Below are 19959 nucleotides of genomic sequence, written 5' to 3' on the forward strand. Positions count from 1 at the left end.
CACGTATGCACGCTCTACAAGCCAAGATCCTCGACCCTCGCATTGGTAGCGAATTTCCTCTTCCAGCCTACGCCACGACCGGTTCTGCCGGCCTCGACCTGCGCGCGATGCTCAAGGAAGACACGACTCTCGAACCGGGCCAGACCTTGCTGATCCCTACCGGGCTGTCGATCTACATCGGCGATCCGGGCCTCGCCGCACTGATCCTGCCGCGCTCGGGCCTCGGCCATAAGCACGGCATCGTGCTGGGCAACCTGGTCGGCCTGATCGACTCCGATTACCAGGGCGAACTGATGGTGTCCTGCTGGAACCGTGGCCAGACGGCCTTCAAGATTTCCATCGGCGAACGTCTGGCGCAGTTGATCTTGGTGCCGGTCGTGCAAGCGCACTTCGAATTGGTCGAAGAGTTCGACGAAAGCCAGCGTGGCGCCGGCGGCTTTGGCCACTCGGGCAGCCACTGAGCCCCTTTGCGAGACAGCCACTGAAACCTGTCCCAGCCGTCTGATGCGCCCACGAGCCGCAGACGGTCCAGGAAATACGCTTAGCATTCAGGATGAATACCGGGGAGGTTATGTGAAAGGCTTGAATCGCACAGCCACAGCAAGCGACCACTCGCAAACCGCAGACAACCAGCTTCCGGTTGCTCGCCAGCGGATTCTTTCACCTGGACTGGTCTCGGCTGTCATCGGCCTGATCGTCGCAGGCGTTTTGCTGTGGCTGGCGTTGTCCAGCCATACGCAACAGCAGCCCCACCTCAGTCAGGCCTGGGGCTCCGGCCAGGCCAGCGCACTGGCGACCGCCCTCAAGCAATTGAATGCCGACACCCAGGCCGCCGCGCTCGACAATACGTTCTTGCAAGCCTTGCAAAGCAATGATCCGGCGTCGATCAGCCGCGCCGAAAGCCAACTGCGTTATCGCGACGGGGTGATAGGCGCCCGACTCAATCACCTGGGGCTGAGCGATGTCGACAATCAAGGCGCCGTGCCCATCAGTTTCTCGACCCTGGACATGCTCAACAAGGCCGCCCAAGGACTGACACCGCCACCGGAAGCCCGCAAAGTCGGCGAACACTGGCTGGTCTACAGCGCCGCCCCGTTACGTGCGAACGCCAGCGGGCCGGTGTCCGGGACCTTGCTACTGGCCTTCGACCTGCAACGCGTGCTCAACGCGCTGCAGGTACTGCCCACCGATATCGGTCAGGTAAAAATCACCCAGCAATTCGGCGCCAGCCCCGGTCAAATCCTGCTGCAACGTGGTCAACCCACTGACAGCACGCCTCAAAGCTTCGACACCGGCCAACCGAACTGGAAGCTCGAGTTCACGCCCGGCCCATCACTTGATTCGCCGATGCCTTGGCTTTTTTTTGGTCTGGCCCTGTTGGCTGCGCTGATCGGCGCCGTGATTGGGCTATACCTCAATGACAGCGCATTGCAGCGGCGGATTTGCGACGATGCGAGGCAGCTGGATCAACTGCTGCAAGAACTCTCCGGCGGAAAAGCCGTCAAAGCCTTCGGTTTGAGCCTGCCAGCCCTGAACGGGTTGGCGCAGAGCCTGGCAAGATTCTCGCTCCGTAACGCTCCGACCAACACCGCCCCTGGAGCCATTCAAAGCCCCTCGAGCGGTAAAGCCAGCTTCGATAACGAGCCGGCGACCAACAGTGCCCCAGCGTCAACTCAGCCCCTGGATCAACACCCGGAGTGGGTCGACCCGCTGTTCCAAGACACCGATATTCTCGATATTGACATCCTCGACGAAAACCAGGACTTCCTGAGAGCGGAGAACACCTCAATCATGAACAGCCCAGCATTAGTCGCACCGACATTCCCGGATAGCATCTTTCGCGCCTACGACATTCGTGGCGTCGTCGGCAAAACCCTGAGCGCCGAAACCGCCTATTGGATCGGCCGCGCCATTGGCTCTGAAAGCCTGGCCAAAAATGAACCCCACGTTTCGGTAGGCCGCGATGGTCGTCTGTCCGGTCCGGAACTGGTGCAACAACTGATTCAAGGCCTGTACGACAGCGGCTGCTACGTCAGCGATGTCGGCCTGGTGCCAACGCCAGCGCTGTACTACGCCGCCAACGTGCTGGCCGGCAAATCGGGTGTGATGCTCACCGGCAGCCACAACCCGTCGGACTACAACGGCTTCAAGATCGTGATCGCTGGCGACACACTGGCCAACGAACAGATCCAGGCCCTGCACACCCGCATCAAGACCAACGACTTGAGCATCGGCCAAGGCAACGTCGAGAAAGTCGACATCCTCCCGGCCTACTTCAAAGAAATCACCAAAGATATCGCCCTGGCCCGGCGCATGAAGGTGGTGGTCGATTGCGGTAACGGCGCGGCCGGCGTGATCGCGCCGCAACTGATCGAAGCCCTGAACTGCGAAGTCATTCCGCTGTTCTGCGACGTTGACGGCAACTTCCCGAACCACCACCCGGACCCGGGCAAACCTGAAAACCTCGTCGACCTGATCGCCAAGGTCAAGGAAACCGGCGCCGACCTGGGCCTGGCCTTCGACGGCGACGGCGACCGCGTGGGCGTGGTGACCAACACCGGCACCATCGTGTTCCCGGATCGTTTGTTGATGCTGTTCGCCAAAGACGTGGTGGCGCGCAATCCCGGCGCCGATATCATCTTCGACGTCAAATGCACCCGTCGCCTGACCCCGCTGATCAGCAGCTACGGCGGTCGCCCGGTGATGTGGAAAACCGGCCACTCGCTGATCAAGAAGAAAATGCGTGAAAGCGGCGCACTGCTGGCTGGCGAAATGAGCGGCCATATTTTCTTCAAGGAGCGCTGGTTCGGTTTTGACGACGGCATCTACAGCGCAGCCCGCCTGCTAGAGATCCTCAGCCAGGAAAAAGGCACCGCGGATGACGTGTTCGCGACCTTCCCGGACGATGTTTCTACGCCGGAAATCAATATCGATGTGACGGATGTCACCAAATTCAGCATCATTGAAGCATTGCAACGCGACGCTCAATGGGGCGACGCCCAGTTGACCAGTATCGACGGCGTGCGCGTGGACTACCCCAAAGGCTGGGGCCTGGTTCGCGCGTCCAATACCACACCGGTGCTGGTGCTGCGCTTCGAGGCTGAAACCGAAGCTGAATTGCAGCGGATCAAGGACGTATTCTACGCGCAACTGAAGAACGTTGCACCCGACCTCCAACTTCCTTTTTGATCAATTTTTGAGTGCCCTGGAGTCCTGAATGACCCTCGAACGTGATGCCGCCACCAACGTCGCCAAAGTCCTGTCCGAAGCGCTGCCCTACATACGACGCTTCGTCGGCAAGACCCTGGTGATCAAATACGGCGGCAACGCTATGGAGAGCGACGAGCTGAAAACCGGCTTTGCGCGCGATATCGTGCTGATGAAAGCAGTCGGTATCAACCCGGTAGTGGTTCACGGCGGCGGCCCGCAAATCGGCGACCTGCTCAAGCGCCTGTCGATTGAAAGCCACTTCATCGACGGCATGCGCGTAACAGACGCACAAACCATGGACGTGGTGGAAATGGTCCTCGGCGGCCAGGTCAACAAAGACATCGTCAACCTGATCAACCGCCACGGCGGCAGCGCCATCGGCCTGACCGGTAAAGACGCGGAGCTGATCCGCGCGAAAAAACTCACCGTCACCCGCCAGACCCCGGAAATGACCACGCCGGAAATCATCGACATCGGCCAGGTCGGCGAAGTAGTCGGCGTCAACACCGACCTGCTGAACATGCTGGTCAAAGGCGACTTCATCCCAGTCATCGCGCCAATCGGCGTCGGCCCTAACGGTGAGTCCTACAACATCAACGCCGACCTCGTCGCCGGCAAAGTTGCAGAAGCCCTCAAGGCCGAAAAACTGATCCTGCTGACCAACATCGCCGGCCTGATGGACAAGCAAGGCCAAGTCCTCACCGGCCTGACCACCGAACAAGTCAACGACCTGATCGCCGACGGCACCATCTACGGCGGCATGCTGCCGAAGATCCGCTGCGCGCTGGAGGCTGTGCAGGGTGGCGTTAATAGCTCGCACATTATTGATGGGCGGGTGCCGAATGCGGTGTTGTTGGAGATCTTTACGGATAGCGGTGTGGGGACTTTGATTAGTAATCGTAAGCGGCATTGATGGGTTGGTGATGTATGAAGCCCCTGTTTAGGGGCTTTTTTGTTTGTGGTGGTTCGATTTAGTGTCAAAAATCAAAGCCCGATATACCTTAGATGTTGGCGTCAAGCCCCTTGAAACCGAAAGACTCAGCGGATCTTGGTGGAAAACGGCAATGGGTATGCTCAGTAGATAATGGTGAGAGTGAACCGTTATGACGAAACGAGTGCTGACCGCCATATGTCACTGGCGGCTACGCACTTATTGACGGCCTTCCTCCTAGAAGTTAAAGCAGTAGCACTGTTCTGAAGAAATAATTTTTCTCACAGATGTTTTAGGTCTATTTTCGAATTCCTCGTTTTAACTATCTGCGCTGCCACATTCGACGAATTAAATTCACACCATAAGCAATGAACAACGTAGCACAAGCATAAGTCATCCATGATTGCGCAACTGTGCGCTCTAGAGCTGGAGTCAACCACACTAAAAGCGCCAGCGGTCCTCCAACCGCGATCATCATGTAAATATTACCCGCCAGCGGTTCATATTTACGATGATCCCAATCTTCATATGGATCCGGCAGACCTTCTATCTTGATAACCCGCATCCCATGTACACAAACATCGGCGGCAACCATCTTACCGTTGCGCAGAACGTTATTAGCCAAGCGTTTAAGGCGACGCGATGGCCAAACCCGACACGTACCAATCATGAAGCTGTCATCACAATCCCGCACTCTTTTATATATACCCCGAATGCGATTGATAGGATAAGAGGGATCGCTTTTTTCCAGTATCATCGGAACAAATCCAACCAGGAAAAATATCGAGCACAGAAAAAGCAAAAGGTAGCTGCTAAATAGATCAATAGCCATCAAACTAAATAACCATAGGCTCAACACAATTAAACAAGATCCCAAATAACGGCGACTATCGGCCGATTCTTCTAAAACCTCGTAATTATTCACTCGACGCTCTGTTACGTCGCAATGTCGTTGATCGATAATTTCGATTTCTCCACCCCCACTGCACAGCCCCGGAATTCCGAACTGCCATTGATCCCACTGCCTACTTTTATATTCTACCTCGCTGGCAAGCTCAACAATATCGTAGCTATCATTCATGCGAATAACATAAACATGCTTTTTCCCGCAAACCACTTCCACTCGATTGTCACCAATTTTATTAACAGAGTCCCAGGAGCAAGGAGGGAAACGTACAGGCATATTCCCAATTAAATGCAGTTGCGATCCGCTTGTAGACTGGGTGACAAGGTATACTCCATCATGCTCTCGTACATCCCGAGAGAACGTTTCATCGGGAAAGTAAGTTGCGAGCAACCTCAGTTCATCAATCGTCACGCATCGCGCCGCCGGAAGCTTACGAAATATATTGAATGCGGCACGACGCTCTATCGCCATAATAAAAAAATAATCAGCCCAAAAAATTTTCCGAGCAACAAAGCAATTTTAAGTAGAGTAATCATAATTTTAAATTATTTATTAGCAGGTATTATGTGAATTCAACCGCCCAATAGAACAGGCGAAATAGTTTAAGACCTTCGTCGCTTTATATCTCCCCGATCTTTGTATAAGAGAGCGAAAAAAAACTTTCTACTCCCGAGCAGCCTTCAGAGAGGGCTACCGTCTCGGTAAAATTTATGAAGCTTGCATAGATTCTCTGTCAAATAATATTTTTGACGAATGAGTCTAAAATCCAATTTTTAAATTCTCCCTATGGGTGATTACCATTTTTATTTTCCTGTCTACCGTAAGCAAAACTCACTCCAACGAGAGAGGTTTTCTGGTATTTTATTTCCCTATTCTCAGAAAAGTTTGGCACGGCCTATCGCTGATGCCTCTCCTGAGCGGGAAGAAAATTCTATTTTTCTCCCCTCGCACAGAACTATTACTTACCGGCCGACTTGAATATCAATTAACTACCTCTTCCACTGGGCCTCAGTGAACACCGCGGTCGGCGGCAAAACCAGTTTGAGGGTATCCAGACATTGATCAAACAAGTCCTATGGCAAGTGAGTATCAAAGCCCACTCTTAAGTCTGTTTCGTGAATGGCGATCAGGCTTCTCTTTCTATCCACGGTTACAAAATTATATATACTCCATAAGGTAGGTATGTCGTACTTCTTTTTGCTCTCCCAAGCAAGGAAAAACTTTGCGCCACCTAATGCGATCCCAACAGGACCAGCAAGCCCCCAAATGAATGTAGGGTCCACGGCAGTCAAACAGATAACGACCAACAGTGAGATGCCGGACAGCCATTTAAAGAAGGCGTCTATATTCTCTGGGTAACCCTCCCAGTATTCAACCTCGCCGCCTTGGGCGGTGATTCGGTATTTATACACCTTTTTTTGCCGCGCACTTCTTAACCATAGAAAAAGCCAAAAGCAAAGGCCAAAGCTGCTTGAATATAAAAGAGCATCATCATTGCTACCAGGTTGCTTCCATAAATATATATAAATGATGAAAATTGCCGGCATTAGAGCTATGCACCCCATGATGGTGTCGATCAAAAGCATCGGGGGAAAATGAGCTTTAATGGTCCAGCTCATCAATATTTCCCCCTTCATTCGGCACAAGAATAGCAATTGATCTTTCTCGACCGCCTAAGGTATCTACTTGCAACGGAACGATCTCTAAAGAGGGTCTAAGCTATGAGTTAAACCCTCGAATATTTACTTTTTCGTTAATTCTTCCAATTACCTTCCACATACCGAGTATTTGAAGACATGTAAGTCCGAATAGTTTCTAAATATCTATCTATTTTATTTTTCTCAACGAACGCCTCAAAAACGAGTGGATGATCCAAAAAAACCACTACGTTACGTTTGCGATCGATAATTACATGATCGAAATCATCCCAAAAAAACCAATTGTACTTTTTTTTATTTTCCCACTTTAAAAAAAACTTCGCCCCCGTCACCGCTATTCCCAATGGTCCCGCAAGCCCCCACACAAAAGCAGGGTCTACAGCAATCAGACAGATGACGATGAACAGCGAAATACCGGACAACCATTTGAAGAAAGCCCCCATATTTTCTGGATAGTCCTCCCAATACTCAAGTTCGCCACCTTGGTCGGTGATTCGGTATTTATAGACCGTCTTTTGTCTTGCGCCTCTTAGCCATAAAAAAAGCCAAATTAAAATACCGAAAAACCCAAGCACTCTCCAGTAAATTTCTACATCGTTGGTGAACTCACCCACGTAACTATAAATTAAAAGCCCTATAGGAAAAAGAGTTCCTATGGCCATTACTGCATCGAGTAAGAGCATCGGAAAAGGATGAGCCTTGATAGTCCAACTCATCAATGTTGCCCCCTTCAATACGAGCTTTACATGCTCTTGACCGTCAACATCTTGAGTTTCATTTTCTGATAATTCAACCATGGTCCGCCCCTTAATTCGGCACAAGAACAGCGATTGATTTTTCTCGACCGCCCAAATTTTCTATTTGTAAAGTGCCAGGATCTAAACTCGTGAGACGCGTGCCTTTCTCATCAGATACTCCCCCTTTGTCTAACTCAAGCTGAAAACGATAGCCCCGGTCGCCTTCACTTGAAGCCAGAATTTCGGGTGAGTACCAAACTTGCATTTCAATAAATTGTGCATCCTCGGTCAGTGGCACCCATGTCTGCCAAACCACACCTTCTCCTTCAGGTGGCATGTCGTAACGCCCTTCATCCGGGCCGTCAGTATTTATTTCATCTGGTGTTTGACCCAATAACCTTGATTCGACGATTACCCCGTGCTTGATAAATGGCTCTTGCAACGACTCGTCTATCGTTTCAACAGGCAATACATATAAGGGCCGATGACTGGCTGTCAGGTTCGCCTCGACTAATGAACCGCGCAGCTCTACAGGAAGATGTAACTGGATCCAGGCGCCATTCAGAATGGGGAATTTTTGGTACCCATTGGGGTGAACGTAGATAAGCTTTGTTCCATAGCTCGGTTTGACGTAGAGCGAAGGGCTAAGCTGTATTTCAAGAAAGCTTCGTTTTTCCTCCAACTGCCCAGAAATATCATCGGGATGGCGCTCGTCGGGGTAACGCGACCATGTGCCTTTACGCAACCATTGGCCAATGGTGTCACGCTTCAAATTGTTAAGCGCATAGGAGGCGAACAGGTAGATCAAGCCCGCTACGAGAGCAGCGCCAGCTACCCAGGATCCCATTGCAAACATTACGGCTCCAGAAACGCCCAAGGGCGCCACACCGCCTGCAAAAAGCCCAATAACCCCTATGATTGACATTCCTAAAACAGCAAGACCCTTGACGCTCAAAAACACTTTATCCAATGACGATTCTGTTTTGCTCATATCGTCAGCGATGTCCCATATCTCCGTCGAAGTAGCGATCAGCGTAAATGCCCCCAGCGCGATCATCCGAACGCTAAATTGACGTATCAAATCGCCCCATGCCTTCGTCTGTCCTTTAGTATTTCCATGCTCCCAAAATGAAATAGAGTGCTCAAAAATATTTCTTTCTCGACCTTTAATCTTGATGCTGAGATCTTTTATCGACCCCCACTTCGTCGCCACCACTAGCGCCATCAATGCACTGCCGGTGTACGCCATCCCCGAGTTGATTTTCACCCAGTCCTTACTGTCCAGACTTCCGTCCCGAGACAAATCTCGATAAACCAACGAGGTATTAATCAAGTTGGCCAACACCACACCATAGGTAATCGCACCGGCGACCAATCCGTGCTTGGCACTCCATGCTTCCATTAGCTCTGGCCATTTTAGTTGGGCCAGACCTTTAGTCACCGATCTGGCGATGGCCTCCTGAATAGTCCTGACGTGTTGGGACTTCTGGTAATCAAACAACAGCGGCATGCGCAGCAATTGCTGTTTTATCGCCAGCGCCAGTTGCCCAATTCTGTGGCCCATGTCCTTGGCGCGGTAGCTCCCCCGCCTATAGAACCATTCACTCATCGCCCTGTTGTAATTGTTTTTCAGCGCTTGCAGGTCGGCCTTCCACTGGTGGTAGTGTTTCTTGAAATCCGGATCGTGCTGTAAGTGTTCGGGATGACCCATCAGAAAGTGCCCGACGAGCGTGTTTCGCAGCAAGGCACCAAGGTTCCGGCTGTTGCTGTAGGCCAGACGACTGTCCACCGCCAGCAGAGCCAACAGGGTTTTTTCCACTACCTGTTTGCCAGCCCCCGTGGCCATTTCACCCAGTGCCTTGAGGGTCTGCCGCGCCGTGTCGCTCAGGGCCAGCATCCAGGGTTTGTTGGCGATCTCCTCATGGGTCAGGAAGCTGTTCAATTCCGCGAGGCGACCAATTAACGAGGTAATATCGTTGTGGTCATCGATCAATCGGTTGGCCTCTTTATCCAGGGCGTCTTTGATCGGTGCCGAAAACCCGAAACGCGCGAGGCCGAACAGGGTGGTGGCTTTGACGTCTTGTTCTCCCAGCCATTTCGAGGCGGCGGTGTCCTGAACCATGACTTCCATCAGTTGCGCGATGATGGTTTGCAGGTACAGCAGCGTATTGGGGTTGGTGGTGTCCATGAACAGTTTCAGTGGCTCGGTGCCGATGCGTGTGGCCCAGGTTTGCAGGTCCGAGCGGGTGTCGTGCACTTGCTGGCGGAGAAGGATGCTCTTTTCCTGATGGTCCTCGATAAAACTGCGGGCGGCACTTAAATCGATCTCGCGTCGCCACTTGCTGCGTTTGTCCCAACTTTCGCGCAGATCGGCGGAGGGCTCGCTGCCGTATCGGGCTTTTATCTGTTGGGCCAGCCCTTTGGAGGGCAGGTCGTGCAGGCCTTGCAGGATGCCGATATCGGCCTGCCCCGCGCCTTCTTCGACATTGAGCTGTTCGAAATAGGCTTCCACCTCGACGAGGTAGGAGCGCATCTTGGTTTCGTCGTCGCGAACAGAGGCTGGCAGTAATTCAGGATCGCCGCCCACCCCGCACAGCTGCTCGACGACACCGGCCATGCTCAGCTTGTGTTCATGTGCCTCTTGCCACTCCTGAAACGCAGCCTGGTCGGCAATCAGTTGCGTGCCGAGGTCTTCCATCACCGCCAGCGAGTCATCGAGAGCGACCATCACCGAACTGAATTTATCCTCGACGCTGCCGGTCCAAATCACGTGGGCGGCCAAGGGCACCACATGCTGTGAGGGCCCGATTTCGGAGACCGAGGGGTACGCGGAGTCAGCGAAACGGCCGTCGTGATTGATCGGCCAGACGTCGATGTCGGCGACGATGTGTTTATCCAGGTCCATCAATTGCAGGGCGTGCGGCACGTCCATGGTGCGGCAGTATTCTTTGAGGTTCAGCGGCTGCATCCACTGGGCACGGCTGTCGCTGTGGGAACGCAGGTGCTCACAGACGCGCCACGTCCATTGCTGCGGCGAAAAGGCAATGTGCAGCTGGTTATTGCGCGGGTACAGCAGGTAGTTGCGGATTTCACCGCCCTCAGTGCTGCGTAGATCTTGACCAATGTCGGCGTCGCTCCAGACGATGCGCGTCAGGTTGGCGTTCAGCGCCGAGTAGCTGTATTCATGCAGGGTTTTGGCGGTCTCGTCGAAGACGTAGACATAGCCGCCGCGCAGTTGGCGCAAGGTGTAGGTGCGGGTTTTCAACTTGGGCAACCTGGCCCACTGACCTTCCGGGCACAAGGGTCTGAGTTGGTTCGGGTCGACGTCGTAGCGCGAGCGGTCCAGCGCGTAGCGCATAGGTACGATAGCGACCTCAGGGTCCTTGAACGGGCAGGTGGTCATGCCGGTCAGCGGTGTATCGCTGAAACGGTCGTTGCGACGCTGTTGCAGGTTGCCGTTTTTGTCAGTCATGGGCGGTGTCCTTGTGCGAACGACGGAAGTGGTCGAAAGCTTTTATGCGCAACACTGGTACAAGACAGGCGTTGTCGGGATTGTGGTTGAGCCATGTCAAGTAGGGGCCATTGGGGCGCGTAGTGAAGTCGTGTCCCAAATCGGCGAAGGTTTCTGCCCAGATAATCAGGGCTTTTTCACCGACTAATCCCCACTCCAGACCACTATCAATCGTGTGCTTTAGCCAATCGGAAATAGACTGACTGTCCATGCCAGCGAACAGTTGTTCATCCCGCTCAGCCAACCATTGATAAGCGTCCTCCTCGAACTTCCAGCGGTGGGCCTTATCCAACGCAGCCAGTTGTGCGTGGTCCAATGAGGCATGCACGGGACTTGATGAGGGGGCTGGATTGACACGACTGAAGATTTGCCAAGCGATTTCGGCCGGGGGCTCCCAGCTGTGTGTAGGTAGAGGAACCCACCAATGGTCAATAGGGCCAAGCAGTTGGTCCCGTTGCTCCGCAGATAAACTCGATAGCCAGTAGTGCGCAACTAATGGGTCAGAAAACCGAAGTAGCCCGCTGCCGTCAAGTGCATTGGGAGGGCAGATAAAAGGGCGGAGGTGGTCGGTAACCTGATTCAGAAATTTCGCGCTGGAAAAAACCGTGGAGTACTTTTGGGCAGCAGGATCACTGAACCAATCTGTAATCAGGGAGCTGGGGGTACTCGGTTTCATCAGGATTGGGCCAAGATCCTGCAGAGGCTCCCAGCGAGTCCCGCCATAGAGTAAGCACACCTCCATTGACGCTTCGTACTGGTGAAGGTCATTAAGCTTGCGCTTATTGAGTACGCCATCTATCAGCAGAAAATTTGCGTGCTCAGGAAGACTCATTGAGCATCACCTTTCGCCAATTCACAGGCTTCACAGTGCGGCAATCCGAGTTCCATTTTCCGCCGCAACGTTTTTTCCAGCGGAGGTGCAGCGGGTGCGAGGGCACCAGCAACCAATCCTTGCAGCCCCCCAGGCGCCAACGGCATTGCGGGTGTTCCAGGCACTGGAAAGCCGCCCAGCAGAATCGGCACGCTACTTGAAATTCCTGCAGTGCCAATAACAATGTGTTGACCGCCGGCCGCTAACGTCAGCGTGGCACCGGCGTTGATAACCACGTTCATGCCGGCCTGGATGTGCACCTCGTTTCCAGCCCGTACTGCCAATACCTGGCCAACGCTCATATGGCGACTGGTGGCTATTTGCAGGTTGTCACCCGCCATCAACTGTACTGACCGCTCTCCTGTAGTAGTGCGGTCTTCTTTGGCTTCCAGTACGCAGGTGCTGTCGCCTTTGACGTTTTCCAGACGCTTGTTGCCAATCTGAATGTGGCTGTCGTTCTGGATGTTCTGTTTCATGTCACGCTGGGCGCGGACGTAAATGAGCTCTTCGCCACTCCTGTCTTCAAGGCTTAATTCATTGAACCCAGTGCTGTCAGGAGTACTCCTCGAACGGAAAACACTTTTGGTTTTGTTGTCGGGTAATTCATAAGGTGTTGGATGGAGGTTATTAGCAGCGCAACCACTAATAAAAGGCTGCGACGGGTCGTCATGATAAAACGAGACTGCGACCTCCATACCCACTCTAGGAATGACGACTGAGCCAAAACCTTCGCCAGCGGAGCCGGTCACTACACGAACCCAGCAACTGGTGGTTTCATCGGTTTTGTCGCTGCGGTCCCAGCAAAACTTCACTCGGACCCGCCCGAATTTGTCGCAGAAAATCTCCTCATTGACCGGGCCAGTTACAATCGCTGGCACTGTCCCAATTTTCGAGATTGAGTGCTTACGAGGAGGACGGAACTGGACCAATTCCGGAATGACTGTGAACGTGTTGGAGTAGCGTTCAACGGGTGAAGTATCGGCTTGCTCCTCCAACGCTTGCGGCTGTTTTCCATGATGCGTAACAGTCATCAATACCCAGTTGGTCGTCGGGCCGTAGCCAGGAACGACATGTAAAGCCATCCCGCTACGCAGTAACGGTTGATCACTCTCGCCCTTCGCGATTTGGGCGTCTGTTCTATGGCGTTCAAGTCCACGCTCAGCTCGAAGATTCCCTTGCTTGCCTTCGGTATAGCCGCCGGGATAGGGGTAATCCTCAAGCTTCGGGAGGGGTTTGGGTTTCTCTCCGCTCTGCAACTGCGCCTGTGTTTGTCTGGGACTTGCCACATTTTCCAGAGGTATGTGGGCATTTTTAAAGTCGTAATCTCGGGTGATCACCTGGCTTTGACGAGTATTGGAATAAGGCTGCAATAGCCTCACCACAGGACCTTCCGGCACCAGCCCGCTGGGTGATTTGAGCGGTAAAACCATAGGGTTGTCATGCAGGAATCGGGTCTCGTCATCGAGAAAAATCAGTCGATGGCTTTGCGGAGTGTGCTCGAATCGATAGAGAATTCCCTCCTCTTCGCACAAGCGACTGATAAATGCGAAATCCGATTCATCATATTGAACGCAATATTCGCGAGGACCGGCAGTCGTTGTGAGGCGATCAAACATGACGTCCAAACCATCCAGTACACGGTGTTCTTTCAACACCGCGAGAATGATGTTCGGCACAGTCATGTCTTGAAAGGAACGACGATGGCTGCTGTGTTGCAGGTACGCCAGGTAGGGCGTAAGCACCACGTGATAGTGCTCAAAACGGCTGGACGATCTGCCCTTGCCTGCGGCGTATATGCACCCGTAGATGCCCTCACCGCCAGGGCCAAAACTCAGGAAGGCCTCTTTGTTGAGTAAACTGTCGAGGTCGACGGATGAGCGCCGGGTGACCAGTTCAATGTTTATTTTGAACAGCTGGCTCAGGCCTTCCGAGCCGTTAAATTCCAGTACTCGAAGGTCAAGGTGGTCTTCGCCCTTGATGTTGAAGGTAAATATTGGAGCGTTGTCGACATTAGACATATGTAATTCTTCAAATTAAAGAAATGCCAAGACTTTGCTCTGTACGCTGACTTTTTCATGTCAGCTCCAGAGCCATTTATTCGTAGGATTCTTCCCGCTTTCGAGTAGGGCAAATCAAAACCACAACCACGACTTCGCAGGTGGCGCGGCCCGAAACACATCCCACAACTCCCTCGCCCCCACCGTTCTTCTCCTTGGCTTGAGAGCCAGCGCTGTTCTCAACGCAGGCCAACAGCATTTGGGCAATCGCTTGGGAGACCTCAGTTTGCGATCCAGCTTCTGCTCTGAGGCTTCGATACCGTTCAATCGCTGGAACGGGTGCTTCCCTCCCGCCAATTCGAACAACACGCAGGCGACGGCGTAGATATCGGTTTGAGTCGACAGCCCAGCGCCTTCGAGCAGCTCCGGTGCGGCGTAACTGGGTGTCCAAGCGTTGAAGCGCTCGCGACTCAACTTCGGCAACCCCGGCAGTACGCCTTCCAGCGCATTTCCTAGTCCGAAGTCAAAGAGCCGCACGCCATCTTCAGCGAGCATCACGTTGCTGGATTTCAGGTCGCCGTGAAGTACGCCGCGCTCATGCGTATGAGCAAGGGCGTCAAGCAGTTCAATGGCGATGTCACGCAGTTCGATCCACGGTACGCCGAGGGGGCGTTCGCAGAGCAAGCGATCCAGCGGCAGGCCTCGCATCAATTCCATTGTGATGAATGCGCGTTGGCTGGCACTGTCCACATCGAAGTCAAAGACCTGGACTACACCGGGGTGCCGTAGGCGTTGTGTCAGGGCGAATTCGCTGTAAAGCAGCGTGTTGGCGTCCGGCGACTCAGCGAACACCTCGTTGAGAATTTTCACAGCAATACAGGGATCGGGGGCGCCGTGTTGTTCATGCAACAAATCGCGTGCACGATAAACGTTGCCCATGCCACCGGCACCCAGCAGGCGCTCGATGCGATATCGGCCCGCGAGTACTTCGGGTATCGGCGCCATGGTCTCGGTCATTGGCTGATTACCACGGCGGTTAGATTGTCTTTCGCGCTGCCCAGTAATACGTCGTCGAACAGCTGTTGAATGACTTCTTGCGGTGAGTCCTGGCTCATGGCGCCGCCAAGGGCCTGATTACTCAGGTCCTGATACAGGCCATCACTGCAGAGCAAATACACATCGCTTGGGCAAACTTCGAACTCAATAATTTCCAGCCTGAGCTGATTGTTGGCACCGATAGCACGGGTCAAGGCGCGAGGGTTCCGCACTCTCTTGGCCTCTTCAGCGGTCATGTTTTGTTCGCTCATCAGTTGCTCGAACAAAGAGTGATCGCGAGACAACTGATACAACTGCTGCTCTCGCAACAGATAGCAACGACTGTCACCAGCCCAAACGCAGGCACCACGATTGCCTTCAACTAAAAGCGCCACAACAGTGCTGCCCATGATGCCTCTGTCACGATCTTCGCTGAGGGTTAACTCCTCAGCCATGCGCCGGTTTAGCCAATGCAAGCATTGGCGCAGGGCAATCACGCGCTCGACAAAGCTTCCTTCTGGAGTAAGGTCCGATAGGCTGTTGACGATCATCTGACTGGCGATATCGCCGCACTGATAACCGCCCATGCCGTCGGCCACAGCCCACAGCCCGTGCTGTGGGCAATCCAGAAACGCGTCTTCGTTGCGCGCCCGGACTTTTCCAATATCCGTGCGCGCCGCGCTTAGCCAATGTTGATTTACCTCCATCAGAGCTGCGCCGGCAGACGGAAGCTGCGCAAGGCATCGACGTCGAACGGATTTGGCGAACGCTGGCTGAGCAACAGGTAGTTAGCGCGCAGGCCACCGACGTCGGCTTTCAGCACCATCACATCACGGCCCTTCAGGTACTCGGTCTGCATCAAGTCGAAGAGGCGGAACAGCGACCATGGACCCGTGTTTTTCTCGATGCCAACTGCGCGGCCAACGATCTTTTCCATGACCAGGCTGGTGCGACCGTCTTCAGCGTCGGTCGGCCAAGTGAAGGACATCGGGACAATTGGTCCGTGGCGATAATCCATCTGCTGATTGCCGAAACGGAATTCAGCACGGCTGACCGTTGGATCGAGGGTGTAGGGTTCCAACTTGAACTGCACTTGCGGCTCGTTTGGATTGTGGGCAAAGAAACTCTGACGGATGACCTGCGCGTGCCCCATTTGCGTCAGAAACAGCTTAGACATCGGCAAGCTACGACCGTCAATGCTGCGCAGCCGGTAGTTGCCCGGCGTACCACTGACGAAGGGGCGCATGTAGCTGTCGAAGAAGCGGTCGGCCACACCCTGCGCTTTAAAGAACTCGCGGAAGTCGCTTATTGCCACATCACTGCTGCTGTGGGCATTGAACGGATAGCGTTTGTGCAGGGCTTTTTCATAGAAGCCATACAGCTCGCTCTGGTAACGCTGGTTCAGGTATTGATACGCGTCGTTGAGTACCAGCATCCAGGTGTCTTCGGCCAACACATCAAGCCAGGCACTGACTGGACGCGGCAGACGAGTCGCGGCACTGCGCAGGCTGTTCAGGGCATCACGCTGGCCGTTCATGCGTAGCTTGGCCATCTCATGAGCGGCTTGCTCTGGCTGGCTAGAACGGGCGAGGCTAGCAACTTGCAGTTGCAGATCGTTCAACGCCTGCAACACCGGCATCAGCTCGGGAGCGGGTCCGTTGTTGGCGTCGAGCAAATGGTGCATCGGCTCAAAGCGGCGCTGCATGGATTTTTTTGCCGTTTCTGGCAGAGCCTTGGCCAAAGCGCTCTGTGCTTGGCCCGCTGCTGCAGTTGCAACCTTACCCAATACCGCAAGCTTGCCACCCGCCTCGCCTCCTGCGTCGGCCAACTGCTCGACACCTTCGCTCAAATCGGGGAAGCGAGTGTTGTCACGCACTTCGACCAGCAGTTGCAGTAGAGGTGAGTTGGCGGCGGTCAGGCCGGCCAATTGACTGGCGCCCTCGCCCGCACTACCGAATGGCTGCAAGGCCATCTTGCCGATCGCTTCGCTCCAGTGGTTGGCGTAATCGCGGAAATACAGCTGTTCCAGCTCGACCATCAAACGCCGCAAGTCCATGCCGCTGATGCCCGCGCTTTCGCCCAGTACCCAGTTATCGCGCAGGATGTCGTTCACCAGCGTTGCACCTCGAGTGGTGAAGAACTGCTGATGACCACGCTGTGTGTAGAAACCCGGAATGGCGTAATCAGTGCCGCTGAATAACGCGCCCTGCGGACCTAAATGTTGGCTGAGGCGATAATCCGGCAGGCTGCGTGCTTGTTCACGCAAAGTGCGATAGACCACAGCGGACTGAGACTCCGCGCGCAACACCTGACGAGCTTGCGCCACTAATGCCTCGTTGATTGGGTAGACGAAGGACTGCGCCATCAGACGATTGAAGTGCTCGTTTAGCCCATTTTGTGTTTGGGTGTCGCCGAGGTAACGCTGCGACCAATCGGCGGCAACCCATTCCTTGAGCCAGGTGGAATCTCGGCGCTCGGTGAGGTTGAGCATCAAATAAGCACGCAGACTGCCAAGCAGGCGTTCGCGATCGTTCATGTTGGCGCGGACCAACCCTTCCAACGTGCGCGCAACGCGAGGTAGAAGCTGGACTTTCAGCTCACGTTGGTACGTATCGTCAAGCACGGGAAAGCTCGCTTCTCCCTGATACAAACCACTACGTTCATGCAGGCTGATTTCACTCAACGATGGGAATACTCGGCTTGCCGCATAGCTGGTATCCAGCACTTTAAGTGACGCCATGGCGTCATCTTGCGGCGCCAATTCGGCGTGCTGTCGGGTAAGGTTTTGCGCGAATTCACGCAGCTTTTCGAGACGCCCGTGGTTGGCGGAAAAGCCGATGGCCCAGAGCAAACCGAACAAGCCCAACGCAGCGAAAGCGCCAACATACAAGGCACGTTGGCCCCAGTTGATCCGGCTGCGTTCGCGCTTGTTGAGTCCGGCGAGTTCAGCTTCCGGAAAGATAACTCGGCTCAGAAGGTGGTTAATGAAACGAGGAGAGCCCGTGACTACCGGGACCTGGTTTTTTGTTGCACCTGATGCCGGAATTGCCCGTTTGAATTCAGTTTGAACAGCACTGGTCAAATAGAAACCGCGAAGACGGTTGGACTTCTGATATCGGTTGCCTGAAAACGCCACCCCAACGAATTGGCAAAGATTCTTACCGATCGTTCCTAGCTGGTGTGGGAAATCGAGGATCTGTGTACGACGACCGAGGTCACGCTCCTGATGCATGCGCGTAATCACCTGACTGTTCAGGCGCTTTAGCAACTCCTCAAATTCATGACGCAGGATGCCGGTATCGTTGCCATTTTGGTCCGAGGCAAAACTGGCTCCCAAGACTTGGTCGCTCTCTTCACGAGACAACTGATCGAAGAATGCCTCGAACCCAGGTACTGCGTCGGCTTTACTCAGCACAAGATAAACAGGAAGGTTCATGTGCAGTTGCTGCTGGATTTCCGTCAGCCGCGTGTGAGCTTGATTAGCCAGCTTCAGCAGTTTTTTGCTATCGCCTTCCAACAGTAAGTCCACAGGGACCGTAATCAATACACCGTTCAATGGCCGGTTACGCCGACGCTTACGCAGCAGCCGCAAAAGCGTCAACCACGAGTGTCTATCAACCTCTTTATCAGAAGTCAGATAACGGCCACCAGTATCAACCAGAACGCCATGCTCCCCGAAATACCAATCGCAAAATGTCGAGTCACCGGAGGCAGCCTCCACCCCCTCTTCGAGATTGTTGATTGGGAACTCCAGCCCGGATTTTTTCAGCAAACTACTCTTGCCACTTTGCTCAGGACCTATCAGCAAATACCAAGGCAACTCGATACGCCAACGTTCGTTACGCCGACGATAAAGACTCGAGGTGTTTAAGGTGTGGAGCGCACGTTTGAATAGTTTTCGGAGTACCTTTTCTTCAGTCTCCTTTTCCAAGACAACCTTCAACCGAGCGGCGCCGTCCGTGCTCTCTTTGACACTCTGTAGACGGTTTGCGGTTGCCCAGTTGTCATAGACAACAAACAACCCCCACGCCAGAAACAGAATACTTATGCTCATCAAGCGTGCGCCGGCTTCCTCCCAAAACTTGTGATCATTCACCGCCAGCAATGGACCGAAGAACCACACGGCCAACGCCGCAAACAAGACCAATAACAGCGTCCAGGCCCAAGTCTTGCCAAGGCCGGTCGCAAGGTTTTTAAAAAAAAATTTCATCATGCATCCCTTTCATCCGACGGCGTTTGGATCAATGCGGAATCGAGTTGGCGATACGGTTCGAGAATGCTCTCGCGTTGCTCACTTAGTACCCAAGCAAACCCGGAATACATGACCGCCAGACACACGAAGGTGAACAGCAGAACTAACCACCAGGGCACCATTCTCACCAGATTGCGCCGTTGATCCTTGAGGCCATGCCAGTGCGGGGAAAGCTCACGCGGAACATCGCCACGCAAATGGCGAATGATTCGATAAAGGCCATCGCGAATCTCACCTAGCCTTGTATGACTGCGCTCCTGTAGCCGGTATTTGCCTTCAAAACCCAACGCCAAGCACAAGTACATCAACTCAAGCAGGTGCAAATACTTGACGGGATCGGTAGACCGGCGATCGAGAATCTGGAAGAATTTTTCACCACCGAAAGTCTCTTTGTGCCGTTCGCCCAACAAGCTCATCTGCAACCAGCCTTTTTTTTCAACAGCGTCAGACTCAGCGTGTACCACCACGTCATCGACAACCGTGCAAAGCACGTAACTTGCCTCCTCAAGCAGACTGCCGTCGACGCCTTGAAACAGTGCCCTCTCTTCAAAAATTTTGAGGTGCTCTAACAGTTCATTGTGGGTCGTTACCAGATCACCCAACTTGCCTGTGTCCTTGGTTTGAACAACGAACGACACAAGTTCTGACGCTGCGCGGATCAGTGGATTGATACTGGAACTGAATGTCTCGGCAGGCGGACTTTTCGCGGCTGATAGCATCTCGTCCTCCATCAAACCAATAGACGAACGAGACGGTGCATTTGTGAGAGGACGGCCACCAGGACCTTCGCCTTCAAGGCCAAGTACCTTAGTAACATCCTGATCTATATTAATTTCTTCGGTCATCCCAC

12 protein-coding genes and 1 pseudogene are annotated in these 19959 nt (G+C 53.7%); 3 read left to right on the top strand and 10 right to left on the bottom strand.

The genetic code is table 11. The annotated features are described in order from the left end of the window. Nucleotides 1–5 precede the first annotated feature (5 nt). The 3 genes from dut to argB all read left to right on the top strand — a co-directional run bounded on the left by dut (nucleotide 6) and on the right by argB (nucleotide 4123). Entirely contained in the window at nucleotides 6–461 is a 456-nt protein-coding gene (gene dut / locus ACF0H7_RS30970; RefSeq protein ID WP_397450580.1) for a dUTP diphosphatase, read from the top strand. 112 nt (nucleotides 462–573) lie between these two features. Then, nucleotides 574–3189: a phosphomannomutase/phosphoglucomutase gene (locus tag ACF0H7_RS30975; RefSeq protein WP_397450581.1), complete on the top strand. Its 2616-nt coding sequence runs from the start codon at nucleotides 574–576 to the stop codon at nucleotides 3187–3189. A gap of 28 nt (nucleotides 3190–3217) precedes the next feature. Beyond that, on the top strand, nucleotides 3218–4123 hold the full coding sequence (argB, locus tag ACF0H7_RS30980; RefSeq protein ID WP_397450582.1) for an acetylglutamate kinase: 906 nt from the start codon (nucleotides 3218–3220) through the stop codon (nucleotides 4121–4123). A gap of 340 nt (nucleotides 4124–4463) precedes the next feature. Here the strand turns inward: argB and ACF0H7_RS30985 are convergent, their stop codons facing one another. The 10 genes and pseudogenes from ACF0H7_RS30985 to icmH all read right to left on the bottom strand — a co-directional run bounded on the left by ACF0H7_RS30985 (nucleotide 4464) and on the right by icmH (nucleotide 19954). After that, nucleotides 4464–5459 carry a hypothetical protein gene (locus tag ACF0H7_RS30985; protein ID WP_397450583.1) on the bottom strand — a complete coding sequence of 332 codons (996 nt, stop codon included), beginning with the start codon at nucleotides 5457–5459 and terminating at the stop codon, nucleotides 4464–4466. Nucleotides 5460–6121: 662 nt separating this feature from the next. Further along, complete coding sequence (locus ACF0H7_RS30990) at nucleotides 6122–6667, bottom strand: hypothetical protein (RefSeq protein WP_397450584.1); 546 nt, start codon at nucleotides 6665–6667, stop codon at nucleotides 6122–6124. Between the two features lie 134 nt (nucleotides 6668–6801). Continuing rightward, a complete protein-coding gene (locus tag ACF0H7_RS30995) occupies nucleotides 6802–7503 on the bottom strand; it encodes a hypothetical protein (protein ID WP_397450585.1) in 702 nt (233 codons plus the stop codon). A gap of 10 nt (nucleotides 7504–7513) precedes the next feature. Further along, nucleotides 7514–10915 carry a toxin VasX gene (locus ACF0H7_RS31000; protein ID WP_397450586.1) on the bottom strand — a complete coding sequence of 1134 codons (3402 nt, stop codon included), beginning with the start codon at nucleotides 10913–10915 and terminating at the stop codon, nucleotides 7514–7516. Then, a complete protein-coding gene (locus tag ACF0H7_RS31005; RefSeq protein ID WP_397450587.1) occupies nucleotides 10908–11786 on the bottom strand; it encodes a DUF4123 domain-containing protein in 879 nt (292 codons plus the stop codon). Before ACF0H7_RS31005 ends, ACF0H7_RS31000 begins: the two co-directional genes overlap by 8 nt. Next, the gene (gene tssI / locus ACF0H7_RS31010) at nucleotides 11783–13843 is read right to left on the bottom strand and encodes a type VI secretion system tip protein TssI/VgrG (RefSeq protein ID WP_397450588.1); all 2061 of its coding nucleotides are present in this window, start codon (nucleotides 13841–13843) and stop codon (nucleotides 11783–11785) included. Before tssI ends, ACF0H7_RS31005 begins: the two co-directional genes overlap by 4 nt. A gap of 114 nt (nucleotides 13844–13957) precedes the next feature. Further along, nucleotides 13958–14842, bottom strand: a pseudogene (locus ACF0H7_RS31015) (serine/threonine-protein kinase); the annotation flags it as partial. Beyond that, entirely contained in the window at nucleotides 14836–15564 is a 729-nt protein-coding gene (locus tag ACF0H7_RS31020) for a PP2C family protein-serine/threonine phosphatase (protein ID WP_397450589.1), read from the bottom strand. The gene ACF0H7_RS31020 and the pseudogene ACF0H7_RS31015, both read right to left, overlap by 7 nt. Beyond that, complete coding sequence (gene tssM, locus ACF0H7_RS31025; protein WP_397450590.1) at nucleotides 15564–19067, bottom strand: type VI secretion system membrane subunit TssM; 3504 nt, start codon at nucleotides 19065–19067, stop codon at nucleotides 15564–15566. The genes ACF0H7_RS31020 and tssM overlap by 1 nt, the downstream gene beginning before the upstream one ends. Then, complete coding sequence (gene icmH, locus ACF0H7_RS31030) at nucleotides 19067–19954, bottom strand: type IVB secretion system protein IcmH/DotU (RefSeq protein ID WP_397450591.1); 888 nt, start codon at nucleotides 19952–19954, stop codon at nucleotides 19067–19069. Before icmH ends, tssM begins: the two co-directional genes overlap by 1 nt. Between the last annotated feature and the right edge of the window lie 5 nt (nucleotides 19955–19959).

This window comes from Pseudomonas sp. NA-150 (genome assembly GCF_044336365.1).
GTDB lineage: Bacteria > Pseudomonadota > Gammaproteobacteria > Pseudomonadales > Pseudomonadaceae > Aquipseudomonas.